We start from the raw sequence: 22344 nt of genomic DNA on the forward strand, positions 1-22344 counted from the left end.
ATGGAACTACTTCCACGGAGGGGTCGGCGATGAACACCACGGAGATCGAGGTCCTGACCGCGCGGGACGTCCCCCTGGGCGGACCCCGGGCCATGACCGTACGGCGTACGCTCCCGCAGCGGGCCCGGACGCTGATCGGCGCCTGGTGCTTCGCCGACCACTACGGCCCCGACGACGTCGCCGAATCCGGCGGCATGGACGTCGCGCCCCACCCGCACATCGGACTCCAGACCGTGAGCTGGCTGTTCAGCGGCGAGATCGAGCACCGCGACAGCCTCGGCAGCCACGCGTACGTACGGCCCGGAGAGCTGAACCTCATGACCGGCGGCCACGGCATCAGCCACACCGAGGTCTCCACCGCCCGCACCACCGTCCTGCACGGCGTACAGCTGTGGGTCGCCCTCCCCGGGGAACACCGCAACACCGCCCGGGACTTCCAGCACTACGCCCCCGGAACCGTCCGCGTCGACGGGGCGGACGTCCGGGTCTTCCTCGGCTCGCTCGCCGGCTCCTCCTCCCCCGTGCGCACCTTCACCCCGCTCCTCGGTGCCGAGCTCCTGATCGACCCCGGCGCGACCGTCACCCTCCGCACCGACCCCTCCTTCGAGCACGGCCTGCTCGTCGACACCGGGGACGTCCGCCTGGCCGACACCCTGCTGCGCCCGGCCGAACTGGGTTACGCCCCCACCGGGTCCGACACCCTGACCCTGACCAACGAGTCGGACGCCCCCGCCCGCGCGGTCCTCCTCGGCGGAACGCCGTTCGAGGAGGAGATCGTCATGTGGTGGAACTTCATCGGCCGCAGCCACGAGGACATCGCCGAGGCCCGCGAGGAGTGGGAGAAGGAGTCCGACCGCTTCGGCACCGTCGACGGCTACCCCGGCGACCGCCTCCCCGCCCCCGCCCTGCCCAACGCCCGGATCGCGCCGCGCAGGAACCCCGCGCGCCGCTGAGCCGCGCGGGAGGCCTCGTGGCCTGATCTCCGAGGCCGGAAACAGACTGTTACGACTCGCTTCCAGACCGTAAAAACGAGCTGTCGTTTTTTTGTTGATCGTTTTCGGATTCAAGGAGCACGCCGTGACCCGTGTCCGCACCGCCACCATGGCCCTCGCCGCCGCCGCGACGCTCGCCCTCACCGCCGCACCCGCCCAGGCGGCCCCCGGCGACGTGACGACCACCTGCGCGAGCACCGCCACCCCGGCGGGCTACGTCGACGTCAGCTGGGGCTACAGCGCCAGCTGCGGCACCCAGAACTTCGACCCGAACATCAAGCAGATCAAGCAGCTCACCGGCCTGCCCATAGGCACCGTCGTCCAGGCCTGCGGTTCCACGTACTACCCCGTCGGCTGGGTCCAGACCGCCTCGTACTACTCCAGCTCCTGTGTGGCCTTCCCGAACTCCGGCTTCAACAACAACGCCTGGACCCTCAAGCGCGTCTCCTGACCGCACCTTCCGACGGCGCCCGCCCCGCGAGCAGATCGCGCGGGGCGGGCGCGCGTGTTCGTGCGGGTACCCGCGTGCCCCGGCACGCCGCTGACGTGCGACCGTTTCCCCGTTCAGGACCTCCCTCCGCACGAAAGGCATCCCCCATGACCGACACGCCCGAGCAGACCGCCACCGCCCCCGTCGTCCGGCGCGTGGACGCCCGGCACCGGTACGAGATCCTCGTCGGCGGTGAGCGCGCCGGGCTGACGGCCTACCGCGACCGCGACGACCGGCGCGTCTTCTTCCACACCGAGGTCGACGAGGCCTACGCGGGCCAGGGCCTCGCCGGGATCCTCGTCGAGCAGGCCCTCACCGACGTCCGCGCCTCCGGGATGCGGATCGTCCCCGTCTGCCCCTACGTGGCGAAGTTCCTGAAGAAGCACGAGGAGTTCGCCGACATCACCGACCCGGTGACCCCCGAGGTCCTCCAGTGGCTGGACGCACAGCTGGGGCGCTGACCGACCGTCAACGCGACGCACGCGGAGGCGAACGTTCCCTCCGTATGGACCAGTCGCGCGTGACCGGGCCCGTCGGCCCCCTGCACCGGGGGCCGAACGGGCGACCGAAACAGCGGCCCCGTGGCGCGCCGTTGGCCGACTCTCGATCGGTTGGCCGAAATGGCGCTGGTCAGCGAGTTAAACATGATCCCGAACAAGATCACCGTAAGGAGGTAATGATCGCGGGCTCTTCGAGCGAGGCGGGCACGGCGGCCGTTACTGTCCTCCCCGAGATCTGGACGGATTCCCAGATCCTCGCCCCCTTCATCTTCTTTCACGGTTCTCGGCGCACCCGTGCGCCGATCGCCGCCCGTGCGAAAGAGAGCTCGCTCGATGACCGTTGACGACCGCCCGGACGTACAGACGGGACCGCCCCAGCAGTCCAGTCTGAGCACCGCGGCCGCCCGCAACCTCGCCACCACGACCAAGTCCGCCCCGCAGATGCAGGAGATCAGCTCCCGCTGGCTGCTGCGGATGCTCCCCTGGGTGGAGACCAAGGGTGGCGCCTACCGGGTCAACCGCCGACTGAGCTACACGGTCGGCGACGGGCGCATCGAGTTCGTCCAGGACGGCGCCCGCGTCCGGGTCATCCCCCGCGAGCTCGGCGAACTCGCCCTGCTGCGCGGCTTCGAGGACCTCGACGTGCTGAACGCGCTCGCCGACCGGTGCGTCCAGCGCGACTTCAGCGCCGGTGAGGTGCTCGTCCAGCGCGGGGCGCCCGCCGAGCAGATCCACATGATCGCCCACGGCCGCGTCAGCCAGACCTCCGTCGGCAAGTACGGCGACGAGGTGGCCGTCTCCGTGCTCGCGGACGGCGACCGCTTCGGTGAGAACGCCCTCCTCGACGGCGACGCCGGCTGGGACTACACCGCGACCGCCGAGACCTCCGGCACCCTGCTCACCCTCTCCCGCGCCGACTTCGCGGGCATCCTCGCCTCGGCACCGAGCCTCCAGGCCCACATCCAGGCGTTCAGCTCGCTGCCCGACCAGCGGCAGAACAAGTACGGCGAGGCCGAGATCGCGATGTCGGCCGGCCACAAGGGCGAGGCCGAGATCCCCGGCGCCTTCGTCGACTACGAGCTCAAGCCGCGCGAGTACGAGCTCTCCGTCGCCCAGACCGTCCTCAAGGTCCACACCCGGGTCGCCGACCTCTACAACGGGCCGATGAACCAGACGGAGGAGCAGCTCAGGCTCACCATCGAGGCGCTGCGCGAGCGCCAGGAGTACGAGCTGATCAACAACCCGGAGTTCGGGCTGCTGCCCAACGCCGACTTCAAGCAGCGGATCCAGCCGCACTCCGGCCCGCCCACCCCGGACGACCTCGACGAGCTGCTCTGCCGCCGCCGCAGCACCAAGCTCTTCCTCGCCCACCCCAAGACGATCGCGGCGATCGGGCGCGAGTGGAACCGGGCCGGGCTCTACCCGGACACCGTCGAGCTCCAGGGGCACCAGGTCCCGGCCTGGCGCGGGGTCCCGATCCTGCCCTGCAACAAGATCCCCATCAGCAAGGAGAACACCAGCTCCATCCTCGCCATGCGTCTCGGCGAGGACAACCAGGGCGTCATCGGTCTGCGCCAGACCGGTCTGCCCGAGGAGTACGAGCCGGGTCTGTCCGTGCGGTTCATGGGCATCAGCGAGCAGGCGATCATGTCGTACCTCGTGACGACGTACTACTCCGCCGCCGTTCTGGTCCCGAACGCGCTCGGCGTACTGGAGAACGTGCAGATCGCGCGCCGGCGCGACTAGCCCCTCCCCGCAGGCCACCTCCACCCGGACCCTTCCGGGCCGGGCCGGCATGCCCGGAATCCGGGACGGCCCCCCACCTCTCCAAGGAGTCACGGATGCCCGATCCCGGGCTTTCCCCTCTGCAGTCCAGCCTGCCCGGCGCCGCGGCCTCGTTCACCGCCCGCGTCCTCGCGGACGCGGCGGCCCACGGCTTCGCCGTACCCCACGGACCGGCCGAAGCCCAGGTCCGGACGGAAGCCCAGGCCGTCACGGCCGAAGCCCGCCCGGACAGCCCGTCCGGAGTACCCGCGGGAGTCCCCGCCGGGACCTCCGCCACGACTCCCGCCGGGATCCCCGCAGGGCCCCGCGCCGGAATCTCCGGCGCGGCGCCCACCGGGGCTCCTGCCGGGGCCTCCGCGGGACCCCCCGCCGGGATTCCCACCGGAGTCCCCACCGGGCTCTCCGCCGCGGCTCCCGCCAAGGCCTCCGCCGCGGCCCCCGTGGTCGACGCCGCCGCCCCGCGGTCGCGGCCCGAGCCGGGGTGGGTGCCGGGGGGTCCCCGTGGCCTCGGTACGGCGGGGCTGTCCCTGGTGCCGGGCGCGGGGGCCACGGCGGCGCCCGCACAGGCGCCGGCGGACGCGCTGATCATCCCGGGCCTCTACTGGCACCCGGTGCCGGAGCCCGACCCGGTGCGGGTGGCGGAGGTCAGCCGCCGCATCAAGTCCTGGGCGCTCGACGAGATCCAGCTCTACCCGGAGGACTGGGAGGGCGACTTCGACGGGTTCCGCGTCGGCCCCTACATGGTGGCCTGCCACCCGGACGCCCCGACCATCGAGCACCTCATGGTCGCCGCCCGGCTGATGGTCGCCGAGAACGCCGTGGACGACATCTACTGCGAGGACCTCGGCGGCTCGCCCATCGGCCTGGGCGGACGGCTCCTCATGGCGCACACCGCCCTGGACCCGGTGCACTCGACGGCGGAGTACCAGCCGGTGTGGGCGGAGTCGCTCCACGCGGACGCGCCCCGGCGCTCCTACCGCTCGGCCATGGAGTACTTCACCCGTCTGGCGACCCCCTCCCAGGCCGACCGGTTCCGGCACGACATGGCCCGGCTGCACATGGGCTACCTCGCCGAGGCCGCGTGGGACGAGACGAACCACGTGCCGGAGGTGTGGGAGTACCTGACGATGCGGCAGTTCAACAACTTCCGCCCCTGCCCCACCATCACCGACACCGTCGGCGGCTACGAACTCCCCGCCGACCTGCACGCCCAGCCGGCGATGCAGCGGGTCCTGGCGCTGGCCGGAAACGCCAGCACCATCGTCAACGACCTGTACTCGTACACCAAGGAACTCGCCAGCCCCGGCCGGCACATGAACCTGCCCGTGGTGCTCGCCGACCGGGAGAACCTCTCCGAGAAGGACGCCTACCTCAAGGCGGTCGAGGTCCACAACGACCTCATGCGCGACTTCGAGGCCGCGTCCGCCGAACTGGCCGCCAGCTGCCCCGTCCCGAGCGTGCTCCGCTTCCTGAAGGGAGTGGCCGTGTGGGTCGACGGCAACCACTACTGGCACCAGACCAATACGTACCGCTACAGCCTGCCCGATTTCTGGTAAGAACGGATTCCATCTGTGACCAACACCGAGCTCCCCACCGTCAACGGCACCTCCGCGTTCGTTCCCAGCCCGGCGACGCCGTACCAGGGAGACATCGCCCGTTACTGGAACGCCGAGGCCAGGCCCGTGAACCTGCGCCTGGGCGACGTCGACGGGCTGTACCACCACCACTACGGCATCGGTGCCGTGGACCACGCCGCCCTCGGGGACGTCGAGGACAGCGAGTACGAGAAGAAGCTGATCACCGAGCTGCACCGGCTGGAGTCGGCCCAGGCCGAGGTCCTCCTCGACCACCTCGGCGCCATCACCCCCGAGGACACCCTCGTCGACGCCGGCTGCGGCCGCGGCGGTTCGAGCGTGATGGCCCACCAGCGCTTCGGCTGCAAGGTCGAGGGCGTCACCCTCTCCTCCACGCAGGCCGAGTTCGGCAACCGGCGCGCGAAGGAGCTGGAGATCGACAGCCACGTCCGCGCGCAGGTCTGCAACATGCTCGACACCCCCTTCGAGAAGGGCAGCATCGCCGGCTCGTGGAACAACGAGTCGAGCATGTACGTCGACCTGGACGACCTGTTCGCCGAGCACTCCCGCTTCCTGAAGGTCGGCGGCCGCTACGTGACCATCACCGGCTGCTGGAACCCGAAGTACGGCCAGCCCTCGAAGTGGGTCTCGCAGATCAACGCGCACTTCGAGTGCAACATCCACTCGCGCCGTGAGTACCTGAAGGCGATGGCCGACAACCGCCTCGTCCCGCAGGCCGTCATCGACCTGACGCCGGACACCCTCCCCTACTGGGAGCTGCGGGCCACGTCCTCGCTGGTCACCGGCATCGAGGAGGCGTTCATCGAGTCGTACAAGGACGGCTCCTTCCAGTACGTCCTGATCGCGGCCGACCGCGTCTGACGCACCGGCGCGAGGAGCGAGGGGCGGGTCCGTCGGAGGACGGGCCCGCCCCTCGCGTCACGCCGCGGCGGTCTCCTTCTCGGAGGTCGCGGCGGCCGGTGCGCCCACCCGCTCGGTGCGGGGCGTCCGGCCGGTCCGCAGACCGAAGCGGGCGATGACCGCGACGAGGGCGAAGGCGGCGGCGCCGATCCAGAAGGTGAGGGTGAAGCCGGACTCGGCGGGCAGGGCGGGGACGCCGGCGGGCAGGTGCTCGATCGTCTTCGAGGCCAGGATCGTGGTGACCACGGCGCTGCCGATCGCGCTGCCGGTGGAGCGGGAGATCGAGTTGATGCCGTTGGCGATGCCGCTCTGGTGGTGCGGGACGCTCGACATGATGACGGCGGGCATGGCCGCGTAACCGAAGCTGACGGCCGCGCCGACGATCACGCCCGCGCCGATCACCGAGGCGGTGTGGCCGTGGTCGAGGGCGAGCCAGCCGAAGCCCACGGCGCCGAGCGCGGCGGCCAGGAACAGCGCGGTGCGCGGGCCGCGGTGGCGGACGATGCGGCCGCCGATCGGCGAGGCGAGCAGGGAGACGATCGCACCCGGCAGCAGGAACTCGACGGAGGCGCGGAGGATGGACGCGCCGAAGCCGTAGCCGGTGAGGGCCTCGGGCATCTGGACGAGGTACGAGACGCCCAGGAAGTTCGCGAACATGCCGAAGCCGACTAGGACGCCGGCCAGGTTGGCCATGAGCACCGGCCGGTGCACGAACATCCGCATGTCGACGAGGGGCTCGCGGACCTTGAGCTCGGTGAACACCCAGACGACGGTCATGACGGCGGCGCCGGCGAAGCTGCCCAGGGTGCGGCCGGAGGTCCAGCCCCACTCGTGGCCCTGCGAGATGGGCAGCAGGAGCAGCAGCAGGGTGGCGCCGAGGGTCAGCGCGCCGAGGAAGTCGGTGCGGCCGCCGGTCTTGTGGCGGGTCGCGGGGACCAGGAACACGACGGCGAGCAGGGCTATCGCGGCGAAGCCGGTGGCCATCCAGAAGGCGCTGCGGTAGTCGGCGTCGGAGCCGGAGGTGAGCAGGCCGGTGGCGACGAGCGCGAGGCCGCTGCCGAAGGCGAGGGTGCCGCTGACCAGGGACATCGCGCCGGGCAGCTTCTGCGGGCGGACCTCCTCGCGCAGCACGGACAGGGCGAGCGGGAAGATCGCGGTGGCGGCGCCCTGGAGGACGCGGCCGAGGATCAGCAGGGGGAGCGAGGTCGCCAGGGCGGCGACGACGGAGCCGGCGACCATGACGCCGAGGACGGCGACCAGGGTGGGCTTCTTGCCGTGCTGGTCGCCGAAGCGGCCGAGCAGCGGGGTGAAGACGGCGGCGGAGAGCAGGGTGGCGGTGGTGACCCAGCTGACGTTCGCGGCCGAGGTGCCCAGGTCGGCGCGGATGAGGCCGAGGATCGGGACCGGCAGGGTCTGCATCATCGACACGACCATGGCGGCGAGGCTCAGCGCGAAGACGATGCGCGTCTCGCGCCGGGGATCGGCGGCGGGCGGGGTGGTCTCGTGACTCATGTGTGGGGACCTTCTCGGTGCTTCACGTCGTAGATGTTTTATGTCATCAAGTAATAGGACGAAGGTAGGCCCCGATACTTGAGGAGGTCAAGTGAATGCTTGAGGTGCTTAAGTAAACAATTGATAATGTCAAGGATCGTGAGTACGCTCGAACCATGAGCGCGACGACCCCCGAGGCCATGCCCGAGACGCCCACCAAGCTCCAGCTGCTCGAGCTCCTCGCCGCCATCGGCACGGCCCAGTGGCGCGACTTCGCCACGGCCGCGGCCCACCACGGGCTGACGTCCACGCAGGCCAAGGTCCTCGCCCAGCTGAGCGGGCCGCTGCCGATGCGCGCCCTCGCGACCCTGCTGGTCTGCGACGCGTCGAACGTCACGGGGATCGTGGACCGCCTGGAGGGACGCGGCCTGGTGCGCCGCGAGGCCGACACCCACGACCGGCGCGTCAAGAACGTCGTGGCGACCGACGAGGGCCGGGACGTCATCCGGCGGGTCCGCGAGGAGATGCAGGCGACCCACGGCGCCCTCGACACGCTCGGCGCGGAGGACAGCGCCACCCTGTACGCCCTGCTCGCGCGGCTGCGCCCGGGCATGGAGAAGGACGCCTGAGCCGGGGCTCCTCCTGAGCCCGGGCACGCCTGAGCCGGGGCTCCTCCTGAGCCCGGGCACGCGGTAAGGGCGCCCGGGTCAGAAGCTCCTCCCGAGTCCGGCACCGGAAGACGCCTGGGCCCGGGCACGCGGGAAGGGCGCCCGAGGGGAATCCCCGCTCGGGCGCCCGTACCCCCGTCTCAGTCCCGGCGCTCCCCGAACGCCCTCAGGATCTCCTCGGCGGCCAGCGTCGCCGTCAGCTCGCCGTCCCTGACCCGCCGCTCCAGGGCGGGCGTCACGTCCTGGACCGCCGGATCGGCGCTCAGCCGCCGCAGCAGCTCGTCGCGGACCATCGACCACGTCCAGTCGACCTGCTGGTCCTGGCGCTTGGCCGTCAGGCGGCCCGTCGAGTCGAGCAGCGCCCGGTGCTGCTTCAGCCGGTCCCAGACCTCGTCGAGCCCCGCCGACTCCCGCGCGCTGCAGCTCAGCACCGGCGGGGTCCAGACCGCGTCGGCGAGTGGGGTCTCCCCTGCTCGAACGGAGTTGAGAGCTTGGGGATGCATCAGGCGCAGCGCGCCCGCCAGCTCCCGCGCGGCGGCGCGGGCGTCGCGCTCGTGCGGGCCGTCCGCCTTGTTGACGGCGACCACGTCGGCCAGCTCCAGGACGCCCTTCTTGATGCCCTGGAGCTGGTCGCCCGTACGGGCCAGGGTGAGCAGCAGGAACGAGTCGACCATGTTCGCGACGGCGGTCTCGGACTGGCCGACGCCCACCGTCTCCACGAGCACCACGTCGTACCCCGCGGCCTCCATCACGACCATCGACTCGCGGGTCGCCTTCGCGACCCCGCCGAGCGTGCCCGCGCTGGGGGAGGGGCGGACGAAGGCCGCCGGGTCGACGGCCAGTCGCTCCATCCGGGTCTTGTCGCCGAGGATGGAGCCGCCCGTACGGGTCGACGAGGGGTCGACGGCGAGCACCGCCACCCGGTGGCCGAGTCCGGTCAGCATCGTCCCGAACGCGTCGATGAAGGTCGACTTGCCGACCCCGGGCACCCCGCTGATCCCGATCCGAACGGCCTTGCCGCTGTGCGGCAGGAGCTCGGTGAGGAGCTCCTGCGCGAGCACGCGGTGCTGGGGGCGCGTCGACTCGACGAGGGTGATCGCACGCGCGATCACCGCCCGCTTCCCGTCGAGCACGCCCTTCACGTACGTGTCGAGACCGATCACAGGTCGTGCCCGAGGTCGGCCCCGAGCCGGGTCACCAGGTCGTGGGCCGCGTCCGGGATCACCGTCCCCGGCGGGAACACGGCCGCCGCGCCCATCTTCAGGAGCGTCGGCACGTCCTGCGGGGGGATGACGCCGCCGACCACGATCATGATGTCTTCGCGGCCCTCCGCCGCGAGCTCCTCCCGCAGCGCCGGCACGAGGGTCAGGTGACCCGCGGCCAGCGAGGAGACCCCGACGATGTGCACGTCCGCCTCGACGGCCTGACGCGCCACCTCGGCCGGGGTCTGGAACAGCGGGCCGACGTCCACGTCGAAGCCCAGGTCGGCGAAGGCGGTGGCGATCACCTTCTGGCCGCGGTCGTGGCCGTCCTGGCCCATCTTGGCGACCAGGATGCGCGGCCGGCGCCCCTCGGCCTCGCCGAAGGCGTCGACCAGGGCCCGGGTGCGCTCCACGGAGGGGGACTCGCCTGTCTCGGTGCGGTACACACCGGAGATCGTACGGATCTGCGCCGCGTGACGGCCGTACACCTTCTCCAGGGCCTCCGAGATCTCGCCGACGGTGGCCTTCGCGCGGGCCGCGCGGACGGCGAGCTCCAGGAGGTTGCCGTCGCCGCCCGCGGCCCGGGTGAGCGCGTCGAGGGCGTCCCGGCAGGCGGTCTCGTCGCGCTCCGCGCGCAGCCGCCGCAGCTTCTCGATCTGCTGGGCGCGGACCGAGGAGTTGTCGACCTTGAGGACCTCGATCTGCTCGTCGGAGGCCACCCGGTACTTGTTGACGCCGATGACCGGCTGCCGGCCGGAGTCGATCCGGGCCTGGGTGCGGGCCGCGGCCTCCTCCACGCGCAGCTTGGGGATGCCCGCGTCGATGGCCTTGGCCATGCCGCCGGCCTGCTCGACCTCCTGGATGTGCTGCCAGGCGCGGCGGGCCAGGTCGTACGTCAGCTTCTCGACGTACGCACTGCCGCCCCAGGGGTCGATGGTCCGGCAGGTGCCGGACTCCTGCTGGAGGAGCAGCTGCGTGTTGCGGGCGATGCGCGCCGAGAAGTCGGTGGGCAGCGCGAGCGCCTCGTCGAGGGCGTTGGTGTGCAGCGACTGGGTGTGGCCCTGGGTCGCGGCCATCGCCTCCACGCAGGTCCGCGTGACGTTGTTGAAGACGTCCTGCGCGGTCAGCGACCAGCCGGAGGTCTGCGAATGGGTGCGCAGGGAAAGCGACTTGGCGTTCTGCGGGTCGAACTGCTTGACCAGCTTCGCCCACAGGAGGCGGGCGGCGCGCAGCTTGGCGATCTCCATGAAGAAGTTCATGCCGATCGCCCAGAAGAACGACAGGCGCGGCGCGAACGCGTCCACGTCCAGGCCCGCTTCACGCCCGGCCCGGATGTACTCGACACCGTCCGCGAGCGTGTACGCCAGCTCCAGGTCGGCCGTCGCGCCCGCCTCCTGGATGTGGTACCCGGAGATGGAGATGGAGTTGTAGCGCGGCATCCGCTGCGAGGTGTACGCGAAGATGTCGGAGATGATCCGCATCGACGGCCCGGGCGGGTAGATGTACGTGTTGCGGACCATGAACTCCTTGAGGATGTCGTTCTGGATGGTCCCGGCCAGCTTCTCGGGCGGTACGCCCTGCTCCTCGGCGGCCACGATGTACAGCGCCAGCACGGGCAGCACCGCGCCGTTCATCGTCATCGACACGGACATCTTGTCCAGCGGGATGCCGTCGAACAGCTGCCGCATGTCGTAGATGGAGTCGATGGCGACACCGGCCATGCCGACGTCACCGGTGACGCGCGGGTGGTCGCTGTCGTAGCCGCGGTGGGTCGGCAGGTCGAAGGCGACCGACAGGCCCTTCTGGCCGGCGGCGAGGTTGCGCCGGTAGAAGGCGTTCGACTCCTCGGCCGTGGAGAAACCGGCGTACTGACGGATCGTCCAGGGCTGGTTGACGTACATCGTCGGGTACGGGCCGCGCAGGTACGGGGCCATGCCCGGGCGGGTGTCCAGGAAGTCCAGGCCCTCCAGGTCCCGCCCGGTGTACAGCGGCTTGACGGTGATGCCCTCCGGGGTCTCCCACAGCAGGTCGTCGCCGTCCGCCGCCTTCTTGACGGCCGCGCGCCACTCGTCGGGCCCGCCGGCGGCGGTCTGTGCCCCGAGCTCGATCCCGGAGAAATCGGGGATGGACATCAGGACACTCCCATGCGGTCGAGGGTCGTGGAGAGCAGGGCGACGGCGTCGCAGCCGGCGAAGACGTACGAGTCGACACCGGCGTACGACGCGGGGCGCCCGGCCAGGAGGACGTGCCCGGCCCCGGCCGCGCGCAGCTCCCCGGCGGCGGCCTCGGCCCGCTCCTCGTACAGCGCGTCGCTGGAGCAGAGGCAGGCCTCGCGGGCGCCGCTCTCCTCGAACGTGCCCTCGGTGACGGCCTCGATGCCACCCGCCTGGAAGAGGTTGGCGGCGAAGGTGAGCCGGGCCGAGTGCGCGGCCGCCGGGCCGAGCGCGGCCAGGTAGACGCGGGGCCGGGCGCCGGTCGCCGCGAGGTGGGCGTCGGAGCGGGCGCGCAGCGCCTCGTACGCCTCGTCGCGCCGGACGCGGGGGAGACCGCCGGAGAGCGGCTCGGGCGCGGGCGCGCGGTCGACGGGCTTCTCCGCGAGGTGCGGGAACTCGCTGACGCCGGTGATGGGTTCGCGGCGGGTGGCGAGCTTCCTGCTGCGCGCGGCCCAGGTCTCGGCGAGCCGCTCGCCGACCAGGCCGGAGCGCAGCGCGGCCTCCTGGCCGCCCGCGCGCTCGATGGTCCGGAAGAACTCCCAGGCGGCGTGGGCGAGTTCGTCGGTGAGCTGCTCCACGTACCAGGAGCCGCCCGCCGGGTCGATGACCCGGGCCAGGTGGGACTCGTCGATGAGGACGGTGGAGGTGTTGCGGGCGATCCGGCGGGCGAACGCGTCCGGCAGGCCCAGGGCTTCGTCGAAGGGGAGCACGGTGACGCTGTCGGCGCCGCCCACGCCGGCGGCGAGGGTCGCGATGGTGGTGCGCAGCATGTTCACCCAGGGGTCGCGGCGCGTCATCATCACGGGCGAGGTCACCGCGTGCTGGCGCTGCGCGCCCGCCTCCGGGGCGCCGCAGGCCTCGGCGACGCGGGCCCACAGGCGGCGCGCGGCGCGCAGCTTGGCGATCGTCAGGAACTGGTCGGCGGTGGCCGCGTAGCGGAACTCCAGCTGTCCGCAGGCCTCGGTGACGCTCAGTCCGGCCTCGGTCAGGCCGCGCAGGTACGCGACGCCGGTCGCGAGGGAGCAGCCGAGCTCCTGCGCGGCCGAGCCGCCGGCCTCGTGGTACGGCAGGGCGTCCACGGTCAGGGCGCGCAGCCCCGGGTAGGTGTCGGCGCAGCGGCGCGCGAGGCCGGCGACGGACGCGAGGGTGTAGGCGCCGCGGCCGGTGCGGGCCTCGTGGCCCAGGGGGTCGGCGCCCAGGTTGCCCCGGGCGGCCTCCGGGGCGACGCCCCGCTCCTCGTACAGCCGGAGGAGCCGTTCGGCGGCCGCCTCCGTCTCCTCGCCCGCGTCGAGGACGACGGGCGCGAGGTCGAGGTAGACGCCTTCGAGGACGCCGTCGAGCGAGGACACCGGGATGCCGGTGCCGCCGACGCCGAGCCAGAGGGAGGTGACGCCGTTCTCCAGGTCGGTGAGGACGGCTTCGCCGTCGGCCGTCCCGTGGTGCTGGCGCACGTCCCAGCCGCCGACGGCGCTGCCCTCGGCCCGCCCGCCGCGTACGAAGGGGGCGAAGCCGGGGAGGCCGGTGTCGGGCGCGGTGTCGCGCGCGGTGTACAGCGGGCGGGTGTCGAGGCCGTCCTCAAGGAGGGTGGACAGGGCGTCCTCGGCTGCGGGGCCGGAGACCTCCTTGCCGGACTTGCGCAGGACACCCGCCACGAGGTGTTGCCACTGCTCATGTGGCGCGTCTGGGAATTCGGACGCCAGGGAGAGCCCGTCGTCAGGCAGGACCGTCATGGCTCGGATGCTAGGGGAGATCGACAAGTGAGCAGGAGGGCGTACGACTGTGACCTTCTTCTCTTCATGAAGGATGAGTTAGGTTAGGCTCGCCTAAGTAACCGTCGAGTCCTTCTCCCGGGAGTACGTGCATGCGTCCCTTCAGCACCCCCGCCGCGCGGCCCACGCCCGCCGAACGCGTCCGGTCGATCCTGACCGCGGCCCACTCGATGACCGTCACCACCGACGGAACCCACCAGGAGGTCCACCTCCTCGACGGCACCGGACCCATGGGCCACCTCCACCTCCACGCCCCCTCCGAGGAATGCCCCACCGGACGGACCGCCCGCGTCCCCGTCCGCCTCGAACTCACCGACATCGCCCCCACCCCCGTACGCCGGCGCGTCCGCGCCCGCGTCACCCTGACCGGACTGCTCTCCGCCCCGTACACCTCGGACGCCACCACGAGCAGCTGCGTGGAGTTCGGACAGGCCGTCATCGAGGACGACGAGGGACGCGCGTTCGTCACCCTCGACGAGATCCGGGCGACCGACCCCGACCCGACGGCCACGGCCGAGGCGACCATGCTCACCCACCTCGCCGACCGCCACGCCGCACTCGTCCCCCTGCTCCTCCGCCTCGTCCGACCGCGCCCCGAACGGGACTTGGCCCGCGTCCTGCCCCTCGCCCTCGACCGGTACGGCATCACCCTGCGCCTCGAACACCGCACCGGCCACCACCGCGACGCCCGGCTGCCGTTCCCCACCCCCCTCACCGACATCGACCAGGCCGGCCCCCGCATCCACGCCCTCCTCGCCGCCGCCCGCCGCTCCTCCCACACCCACCACCTGCCTGCCTGAACCCGGCCGAGATGCCGGAGCGCCGCGGCGGGCGAAGAATGGACCGAGTAGGCCCGCACGACGTCGGTGCCGGAACCGCTCGGGGACCTCCCTATCCGGACACGGCCTCGCCATGAACGCAGGAACCCCGGCCAAGAGCCGGCCAGCACCCGCAAAAGGCGTCCTCTACCGCCTCGGTCACTGGTGCGCCCGCCACTTCCTCGTCGTCATCGCCCTCTGGCTGGCGGCCGTCGCGGGGCTCCAACTCCTCGACCGGGCCGTCGGCGGCGAGTACGAGGACAACTTCTCGCTCCCGGGAGTGCAGTCGGCCGAAGGCCTGGACGTCCTCAAGGCGCACGATCCCGCCGCCGGCGGGTACAGCGCCCAGGTCGTCCTGAACGACCCCTCCAAACCCCTCACGCAGGAGTCGTCCGCGGTCGACTCCGCCGTCACCGCCCTGGCGAAGCTCCCCGACGTCATCGGCGCGCAGAACCCGCTCCCGCCGCCCGGGACCACCCCGCCCGCGCTCCCGGCGGGGACGCCCAACGTGGGACCGCTCTCCACGGACGGCAAGACCGCCTACATCACCGTCCGCTTCAGCGTGGCGCCCTCCACCCTCGGCACCGACTACCTGAACGGCGTCGACACCGCCGTACAGCCCCTCCGGGACGCAGGCGTCACCGTCGAGTACGGCGGTTCGCTCGGCGAACTCGCCCGCCCCGCGCCCGACGACCGCAGCAGCGAGGCGATCGGCTTCGCCGTCGCCGTCGTCGTCCTCCTCATCGGCTTCGGCAGCGTCATCGGCGCCGTCATGCCGCTGGTCACCGCACTGCTCGGCGCGGTCTGCGGGCTCGCCCTGCTCGGCCTGATGGCGGCGGCCTTCACCTTCGGAACCGTCTCACCCACCCTGGCCACCATGATCGGCCTCGGCGTCGGCATCGACTACGCGCTGTTCCTCATCACCCGCCACCGCCAGAACCTCATGAACGGCCACGATCCCGCCGACGCGGCCGCCCTCGCGACCACCACCAGCGGCCGCGCGGTCCTCGTCTCCGGCTGCACCGTCATCATCGCCCTGTCCGGCCTCTGGGTCTCCGGCGTCACCTTCATCGGCAAACTCGGCCTGGCGGCCGCCTTCACGGTCGTCACCGCCGTCATCGCCGCCCTCACCCTCGTCCCGGCCATGCTCGGACTCGTCGGCAGACGCATCGACCGCTACCACGTCCGCAGACCCGTGGCCGAGACCGACGCCGAACCCGGAGCGGCAGCGCACGGCACCTGGCACCGCTACGCGCAACGCGTCGAGAAGCGCCCCTGGTGGTTCCTGACCGGCGGCGTCCTCGTCCTCCTCGTGCTGGCGTTCCCCCTGCTCTTCATCCAGCTCGGCCACATCGGCGACGGCGCCGACCCCGAATCGTTCACCGACCGGCGGGCCTACGACCTCATCTCCACGGCCTTCGGCCCCGGCGCGAACGGGCCGCTCACCGTCGTCGTCGACCAGTCGGCCGTACCCGCCGCCGACCGGGCCGCCCTCGGCACCGCACTCCAGCATTCGCTCACGGGCGTCCCGAACGCCGCCTACATCACCCCGCTCCAGACCACCCCCGACGGGGACGTCCTCGTCGGCACCGCCTACTCCGTGGCCTCCCCGCAGGACGAGAGGACGACCGAACTGACCAACCACCTCGTCGACGACGTCCTCCCGCAAGCGGTGACCGGCACCGACGCCCAGACCTACGTCACCGGGAACACGGCCGCCCAGGTCGACTTCCTCGACATCGTCTCCAGCCGCCTGCCGCTCATCATCGCCGTCGTGGTCGGCCTCGCCTTCCTCGTCATCCTCATCGTCTTCCGAGGAGTCCTGGTCGCGGTCAAGGCGGCCGTGCTCAACGTGCTCTCCATCGCCGCCTCGTACGGCGTCGTCGTGGCCGTCTTCCAATGGGGCTGGGGCGGACCCGCCCTCGGCGTCAACGGCAAGGTGCCCATCGAGAGCTACGTGCCGATGATGATGTTCGCCATCGTCTTCGGCCTGAGCATGGACTACGAGATCTTCCTCCTGTCCCGCGTCCGCGAGGCCTGGCTGCGCACCGGGGACTCCAAGGCCAGCGTGGCCCACGCCCTGGAGATCACCGCCCGGGTCATCACCTGCGCCGCACTGATCATGGTCAGCGTCTTCGCGGCCTTCATCGTCTCCGACAACATCGTCGTCAAGATGCTCGGCCTCGGCCTCGCCGCCAGCGTCCTCATCGACGCCACCGTGGTCCGCCTGCTGCTCGTCCCCGCCGTGATGACCCTCCTCGGCCGCCACGCCTGGTGGACCCCGCACTGGCTGGACCGGCTCCTGCCGCACCTGGACACGGAGGGCGAGGAGGCGCTCCAGGCCGAAGAGACGGCCCAGAGCGTGGGAAGGAGCTAACGCGGCAGCTCGCCGAGCAGCTTCCAGGTGCGTCGGCGGTCGTCCTCACCGCCCAGGTCCGTCGCCGTGAACACCACCTCCGTCGCCCCCGCCTCGCGGTAGCGCCGCACCCCCTCCGCGACGGTCTCCTCGTCACCGATCAGGGCCAGGTCGGCGGCCCGTTCGGCACCCGAGAGCCCGATCACCCGCTGGTACGAGGGGATCCGCTCGTACAGCGCATGCGCCTCCGCCGCCTTCTCCCGTACGCCCTCGGCGTCCGCCGTCACCACGCCCGGCACGAGCGCCACGACCCGGGGCGCGGGACGGCCCGCGGCCTCCGCGGCGGCCGTCACGGCCGGGACGACGTGCTCGGCGAGCGCGCGCGGACCCGCGAGGAACGGCAGGATGCCGTCGGCGAGTTCACCGCTGACCCGCAGGGCCTGCGGACCCATCGCCGCCACCAGGACCGGCACCGGCGGCTGGGCGCCGGGAACGGCCGCCGAGTACGGCGTCGTCGCCGTCAGCAGCTCCCCGTGGAAGTCGGCCTCGCCCGTCTCCAGGAGCGGCCGCAGGGCGGTGAGGAACTCCCTGAGCAGCCCGATCGGCCGCTGGTACGGAAGACCGAAGCCGGTCTCCGTCAGATGCCGGGTGCCGAGGGCGAGCCCGAGGTGGTAGCGGCCGCCGGTGGCGGCCTGGGCGGTCTGCGCCTGGCTGGAGACGAGCAGCGGATGACGGCCGAAGACCGGTATCGCGGACGTCCCCACCTGGAGGCCGGGCACCTCGCGCCCGACGATCGCGGCGAGCGAGGGCGAGTCGTACGCGAAGGTCTGACCGAACCACGCCGAGTGCAGGCCTGCCTCGTACGCCTCCCTCGCGAGCCGCACCGTGTCGTCGATCGGAAGCTGCCGGGAGGTCGAGCTGAGCGTCACTCCAAGAGTCATGCACTCGGCAACCGGCCGCGCCGCGACCGCCATTCCCGATTCCGTGTGAACAGCGTGTGGCGGGGATGATGAGGTCCATGAAGACTCTCGCCGAGGTGGACGCACTGGCCGACCGGGCGCACGCCGGACAGGTCGACAAGACCGGCGCCCCCTACGTCGCCCACGTCCGCGCCGTCGCCGCCGGCCTGGAAGCGCTCGGCCCGCACCTGGCCATGGCCGGTCTGCTGCACGACGTCATCGAGGACACCGAGTGGACCCCGGAGCGGCTGCGCGCCGCCGGGATCCCCTCCGAGGTCGTCGCCCTCGTCGAAGCCGTCACCAACCGCCCGGACACGACCTACGAGGAGAAGCTCCGCCTGATCGCGCGGAACCCCGACGCCACCCTCGTGAAGATCGCCGACAACGCGCACAACAGCCGCCCGGACCGGGCCGCCGCCCTGCCGCCCGACCAGCGGGAACGGCTCGCCGCCAAGTACCGGGCGGCCAGGGCCGTCCTGTGGCCGGCGGCCGACCCCGGCGACATCGCGAGGATCCTCCGGGTGGTCAACCCCGACCTCCTGGAGGAGCTGACCACCCGCTGACGACCTCCCGCCGACAGGCCGCGCGGCGCCGCTCAGCCCGTCCGGCCGGACAGCCAGCCGCTCAGCTCGGTGGCGCGGTTCGTGATGACGCCGTCCACGCCGAGTTCGTCCAGGGCCTTCCAGCGCGCCGGCTTGTCGACCGTCCACACGTTCACGGCCACACCGGCCGCATGCAGATCGCCGACCAGCTGCGGACGGGTCGCGAGCGCGGCGTCCCCGACGTTGTACGCGGAGAGGTCCAGCTCCCGGGCGAGCGCCACCGGGTCGGCGTCCAGGGTGTCGCGCAGCAGACCGAGCGGCAGTTCGGGCGCCAGCTCGTGGGCGTACCGCAGGGACGGGACGTCGAAGCTCTGGACGAAGACCCGGTCCGTCATCTTCTGCTCCCGGACCTCCTGGACGATCCGGGCCACCTCGGCGCGGCTGTGCGGGCCCTTGATCTCCAGGAGGAGCTTCCCGCCGCGCTCCCTGAGGTCCGCGAGCTGGGCGGCCAGGGTCGGGATCCGGGTACCGGCGTAGGCGGGGGCGAACCAGGAACCGGCGTCCAGCTCGTCGAGCTGCTCGGAGGTCAGCGAGCGGATCGGGCCCGTGCCGTCCGTGGTCCGGTCGACGGTGGTGTCGTGGAGGACGTACGGCACGCCGTCCTTGCTGGGCTGCACGTCGTTCTCGATCCAGGCGGCCCCGCCGCGCCGGGCGACCTCGTCCGAGACCAGGGTGTTCTCGGGGGCCGCCGACGGTGCGCCCCGGTGGGCGATCACCGTCAGCGGCGCCCCGGGCGCGCGCATCCAGGGGCTTGCCGTCGCGGGGGCCTGGGCCCCGGGGCGGGGGGCGGACGTCGAGGGCGGCGCGGCGACGGCGAACGCGGTCGCGAGCCCCGCGACGACGGTGGCGGCGGCGACCAGTCCGACGGTCACGCGCCGACGGGACCGGGGGGCAGGCGGTTGAGCGTCTCTCATGGCCGATCACCCTAAGGGGTGCTCCGACGATCGGGCCGGGGCGCGCGGCGACACGACCGGCAACGCAAGCCCTTCGCCGGAACGGTCCGGTCTGCGGCATCGTGTGGGGTATGCCCGGAGCCGCGCCATCGGGGGACCACGGCCGGGCGCACCGAGTCAGGGGGACTCCATGGACACCGGGACCGCACGGAGAACGGGCGACGTCGCGGAGACGGCCGCACCGGGGCGCCAGGAGCGCGGCAGGGGAGTGCTGGAAGGAGCGTTCGCGCTGCTCGACGCCCTGCGCCGGAACGGCGACGAGGCCGGTGTGACCGAACTCGCGCTCGCCTGCGGGGTGCCCAAGGGCAGCGTCCACCGGCTGCTCGACCAGCTGGTCGGCGTCGGCGCCGTCGAACGCAGGGGCAACCGCTACCGGGTCGGCCCGCAGCTCTACCGTCTCGGCCAGGCCTGGGAACCGCACCCCGGCCTGCGCCCCGCCGCCCGGCTGCCGCTCCAGCGCCTGCGGGCCACCACCGGCGCCAGCGTCGTCCTCACCGTGCTGCGCGAGGACATGGCGATCACCGTGAGCTCGGTGCCCGGCGACCTGGAGCCGCTGCTGCCGGTACGGGACGGCATCGCGTTCCACCTCGACACCGCCGCGGGGAAGGCGTTGCGCGGGCCCCTCAGGGGCGGGGCGGTGCTCGACCGCGAGGACGTGATGGAGGGGGTGTGCTGCGCCTCGCTGCCGGTCCGCGCCCCGGACGGCCGTACGGTCGCGGCGCTCGCCGGCATGGTCCCGGCGGGCCGCGGCCTCGACGAGCTCGCCCAGGCCGTCGCCGAGGCGGGGGCCGCCATCACCCGCACGCTGGCCCGGGGCGGCGGACGGCGCAGACCGGTTCCGTCGGCCGCCCCCGTCCTGTAGGACCGCCGATTCCCGGGGCGCGTTCCGTCCAGCGGAACGCGCGTGGAGCAGGGGCGGGCCCGCCGGGCACAGTGGGTGTCGTGCCGGGGGGAAACGGCACACCGGACCGCCGGAGACGAGCGGACCGGAACCAGCAGTCACGCGAGTGACCCGATGTGTCGGGGGACACACACCATGCGCAAGAACCGAGCCGTACGAATGGCCGCCACCGCCCTGCTCGGACTCGGCAGCCTCGGCGCCTTCGCCGGCACCGCGCACGCCGAGCCGATCGACTACGTGAAGATCGAGCTGTTCGAGCTGCACTGCCAGCAGAACAGCGAGGGCGACCACGACGAGGCCTACCTCAAGATCACCGACGCCAACGGCAACGCCGTCAAGGTCTGGCCCGGCAACGGCCTCAAGTACCAGACCATGGGCACCGGTTACGTCCGCTCCATGGAGGACGGCAACGGCAACGCCGCGCTCATCCTCGGCAAGGAGCAGGCCCGCACCCTGACCCTGTGGGACTACGACTCCACCAGCAGCGACGACAAGCTGGGCGCCACGCTCGTCACCGGCAGCGAGGTCGGCGCCGAGACCCAGTGGCGCACGGTCGAGGGCTCCGGCGGCATCTACGTCATCGGCTACCGGGTCGTCGACATCTGACGGAACCCCAGTGCGTGAGGAAGGGCCGTGCCGGGCGCCCGGCACGGCCCTTCCTCATGGGGTGCGTCACTCCCCGCCGGGCGCGTGCAGCTCGCCCGAGCGCGCCACCCGCGCGTACCAGCGGGCACTGGACTTCGGGGTGCGCTCCAGGGTGTCGTAGTCCACCCGGACCGCGCCGAACCGCTTCTCGTAGCCGTACGCCCACTCGAAGTTGTCGAGCAGCGACCAGAGGAAGTAGCCGCGCACGTCCACCCCGTCCCCGATCGCCCGGTGCACCGCCTCCAGGTGGGCGTGCACATAGGCGGCGCGCTCCGGATCGTGCACCGAACCGTCCGGGCCGACCACGTCCTCGTACGCCGCCCCGTTCTCGCTGACCACCAGCGGCAGACCGGGGTACGCGGCCGAGACCCGGGTGAGCAGGTCGTACAGCGCGCCCGGGTCGACCGCCCAGCCCATCGCCGTCGGCTCGCCCGGCGCCCGGTGGAAGGCGACCGCGTCCGCGCCGGGCCACGGCGAGTGCTCGCTGTGGCCGTGCCCGTCGTCCTGCGGCTTCTCCGCCCCCTCCGGTACGTGCGAGACGACCGTCGGCGTGTAGTAGTTGATCGCGAGCAGGTCCAGCGGCTGGTTCGCCGTCGCGGTGTCGCCGTCCCGGACGAAGGACCAGTCCGTCAGGTGCGCCGTGTCGGCGAGCAGGTCCTCCGGGTAGGCGCCCTCCAGCATCGGGCCCAGCCACACCCGGTTGCCGACGGCGTCGATCCGGCGGGCCGCGTCCAGGTCCTCGGCCGAACCGGTCAGCGGCCGGATCTCGTGCAGGTTGAGCGAGACCGACAGCTGCCGGTCCGCCGGCAGCGCGGCACGCAGCGCCTGGACCGCGAGACCGTGCCCGAGGTTGAGGTGGTGGGCGGCGCGCAGCGAGGCCACCGGATCGGTGCGGCCCGGCGCATGCACCCCGGAGCCGTACCCCAGGAAGGCGCTGCACCAGGGCTCGTTGAGCGTCGTCCACCGCTTCACCCGGTCGCCGACGGCCTCCGCGACGATCCCCGCGTACTCGGCGAACCGCTCGGCGGTCGCCCGCTCCGGCCAGCCGCCCGCGTCCTCCAGCTCCTGCGGCAGGTCCCAGTGGTAGAGCGTCAGGGCCGGCTCGATCCCGGCCGCGAGGAGCTCGTCGACGAGCGCACGGTAGAAGTCCAGGCCCTTCTGGACGGCCGGGCCCCGGCCGGTGGGCTGGACGCGGGACCAGGAGACGGAGAACCGGTAGGCGTTCAGGCCGAGTTCGGACATGATCCCGACGTCCTCGCGGAACCGGTGGTAGTGGTCGACGGCCACGTCACCGGTGTGCCCCTCGAAGACCTTGCCGGGGGTGTGCGAGAAGGTGTCCCAGATCGAGGGGGTGCGGCCGTCCTCCGCCGCCGCTCCCTCGATCTGGTACGCGGCGGTGGCGGCACCCCACAGGAAGCCCGCGGGGAACGAGCGGACGGCGGTGAGCGGCCGGGTTTCGGGCACGGTCATGGGTGACTCCCAACAAGGTTACGGAGAAGCGGAAC

19 protein-coding genes are annotated in these 22344 nt (G+C 72.3%); 12 read left to right on the plus strand and 7 right to left on the minus strand.

Features of this window, described 5'->3' with window-relative positions:
* Positions 1–29: 29 nt before the first annotated feature.
* From ACH4TP_RS12540 to ACH4TP_RS12565, 6 genes are all read left to right on the plus strand, one after another.
* Positions 30–953, plus strand: a complete 924-nt coding sequence (locus ACH4TP_RS12540) for a pirin family protein (RefSeq protein WP_389231211.1) — start codon at positions 30–32, stop codon at positions 951–953.
* Between the two features lie 124 nt (positions 954–1077).
* A complete protein-coding gene (locus ACH4TP_RS12545; RefSeq protein WP_398187506.1) occupies positions 1078–1443 on the plus strand; it encodes a hypothetical protein in 366 nt (121 codons plus the stop codon).
* Positions 1444–1589: 146 nt separating this feature from the next.
* Positions 1590–1943, plus strand: coding sequence for a GNAT family N-acetyltransferase (locus ACH4TP_RS12550; RefSeq protein ID WP_389231217.1), 354 nt, complete (start codon positions 1590–1592; stop codon positions 1941–1943).
* Between the two features lie 372 nt (positions 1944–2315).
* On the plus strand, positions 2316–3728 hold the full coding sequence (locus tag ACH4TP_RS12555) for a family 2B encapsulin nanocompartment shell protein (RefSeq protein WP_398437434.1): 1413 nt from the start codon (positions 2316–2318) through the stop codon (positions 3726–3728).
* Between the two features lie 95 nt (positions 3729–3823).
* Positions 3824–5323 (plus strand): family 2 encapsulin nanocompartment cargo protein terpene cyclase, encoded by a 1500-nt coding sequence (locus tag ACH4TP_RS12560; protein ID WP_398437437.1) that lies wholly within the window; start codon positions 3824–3826, stop codon positions 5321–5323.
* A gap of 15 nt (positions 5324–5338) precedes the next feature.
* The gene (locus tag ACH4TP_RS12565; RefSeq protein ID WP_398187514.1) at positions 5339–6223 is read left to right on the plus strand and encodes a geranyl diphosphate 2-C-methyltransferase; all 885 of its coding nucleotides are present in this window, start codon (positions 5339–5341) and stop codon (positions 6221–6223) included.
* Positions 6224–6280: 57 nt separating this feature from the next.
* On the opposite strand, the gene ACH4TP_RS12570 is transcribed toward ACH4TP_RS12565, so the two are convergent.
* The gene (locus ACH4TP_RS12570) at positions 6281–7774 is read right to left on the minus strand and encodes an MFS transporter (protein ID WP_389231228.1); all 1494 of its coding nucleotides are present in this window, start codon (positions 7772–7774) and stop codon (positions 6281–6283) included.
* A gap of 155 nt (positions 7775–7929) precedes the next feature.
* Between ACH4TP_RS12570 and ACH4TP_RS12575 the strand changes: the two genes are divergently transcribed.
* Positions 7930–8382: a MarR family winged helix-turn-helix transcriptional regulator gene (locus tag ACH4TP_RS12575; protein ID WP_389231231.1), complete on the plus strand. Its 453-nt coding sequence runs from the start codon at positions 7930–7932 to the stop codon at positions 8380–8382.
* 179 nt (positions 8383–8561) lie between these two features.
* On the opposite strand, the gene meaB is transcribed toward ACH4TP_RS12575, so the two are convergent.
* Genes meaB through ACH4TP_RS12590 form a run of 3 tightly spaced genes read right to left on the minus strand, consistent with a single transcriptional unit; the run spans position 8562 to position 13566 of the window.
* Positions 8562–9584, minus strand: coding sequence for a methylmalonyl Co-A mutase-associated GTPase MeaB (meaB, locus tag ACH4TP_RS12580; protein ID WP_398437440.1), 1023 nt, complete (start codon positions 9582–9584; stop codon positions 8562–8564).
* Positions 9581–11755, minus strand: coding sequence for a methylmalonyl-CoA mutase (scpA, locus tag ACH4TP_RS12585; protein ID WP_398437442.1), 2175 nt, complete (start codon positions 11753–11755; stop codon positions 9581–9583). Before scpA ends, meaB begins: the two co-directional genes overlap by 4 nt.
* Positions 11755–13566, minus strand: a complete 1812-nt coding sequence (locus ACH4TP_RS12590; protein WP_398187524.1) for a methylmalonyl-CoA mutase family protein — start codon at positions 13564–13566, stop codon at positions 11755–11757. Before ACH4TP_RS12590 ends, scpA begins: the two co-directional genes overlap by 1 nt.
* A gap of 131 nt (positions 13567–13697) precedes the next feature.
* On the opposite strand from ACH4TP_RS12590, the gene ACH4TP_RS12595 reads away from it, so the two are divergent.
* Positions 13698–14405 (plus strand): DUF2470 domain-containing protein, encoded by a 708-nt coding sequence (locus ACH4TP_RS12595; protein ID WP_398437444.1) that lies wholly within the window; start codon positions 13698–13700, stop codon positions 14403–14405.
* A 112-nt stretch (positions 14406–14517) separates the two neighbouring features.
* Positions 14518–16800, plus strand: coding sequence for an MMPL family transporter (locus tag ACH4TP_RS12600; protein ID WP_389231246.1), 2283 nt, complete (start codon positions 14518–14520; stop codon positions 16798–16800).
* Here ACH4TP_RS12600 and ACH4TP_RS12605 read toward each other — a convergent pair.
* Entirely contained in the window at positions 16797–17720 is a 924-nt protein-coding gene (locus tag ACH4TP_RS12605; RefSeq protein ID WP_398437447.1) for an LLM class F420-dependent oxidoreductase, read from the minus strand. The two genes, ACH4TP_RS12600 and ACH4TP_RS12605, sit on opposite strands and share 4 nt — an antisense overlap.
* A 77-nt stretch (positions 17721–17797) precedes the next feature.
* Between ACH4TP_RS12605 and ACH4TP_RS12610 the strand changes: the two genes are divergently transcribed.
* Positions 17798–18301, plus strand: a complete 504-nt coding sequence (locus ACH4TP_RS12610; RefSeq protein WP_398437449.1) for an HD domain-containing protein — start codon at positions 17798–17800, stop codon at positions 18299–18301.
* Between the two features lie 32 nt (positions 18302–18333).
* On the opposite strand, the gene ACH4TP_RS12615 is transcribed toward ACH4TP_RS12610, so the two are convergent.
* Positions 18334–19212: a glycerophosphodiester phosphodiesterase family protein gene (locus ACH4TP_RS12615; protein ID WP_398187534.1), complete on the minus strand. Its 879-nt coding sequence runs from the start codon at positions 19210–19212 to the stop codon at positions 18334–18336.
* Between the two features lie 211 nt (positions 19213–19423).
* On the opposite strand from ACH4TP_RS12615, the gene ACH4TP_RS12620 reads away from it, so the two are divergent.
* Positions 19424–20155 carry an IclR family transcriptional regulator gene (locus ACH4TP_RS12620; protein ID WP_398437451.1) on the plus strand — a complete coding sequence of 244 codons (732 nt, stop codon included), beginning with the start codon at positions 19424–19426 and terminating at the stop codon, positions 20153–20155.
* Between the two features lie 174 nt (positions 20156–20329).
* Entirely contained in the window at positions 20330–20800 is a 471-nt protein-coding gene (locus ACH4TP_RS12625; RefSeq protein WP_388846683.1) for a hypothetical protein, read from the plus strand.
* 66 nt (positions 20801–20866) lie between these two features.
* Here ACH4TP_RS12625 and ACH4TP_RS12630 read toward each other — a convergent pair whose 3' ends face one another.
* Positions 20867–22309, minus strand: a complete 1443-nt coding sequence (locus ACH4TP_RS12630; protein ID WP_398437453.1) for a GH1 family beta-glucosidase — start codon at positions 22307–22309, stop codon at positions 20867–20869.
* Between the last annotated feature and the right edge of the window lie 35 nt (positions 22310–22344).

Origin of the sequence: Streptomyces sp. NPDC021012 (assembly GCF_044333355.1) — a bacterium.
In the GTDB taxonomy this organism is placed as follows: Bacteria; Actinomycetota; Actinomycetes; order Streptomycetales; family Streptomycetaceae; genus Streptomyces.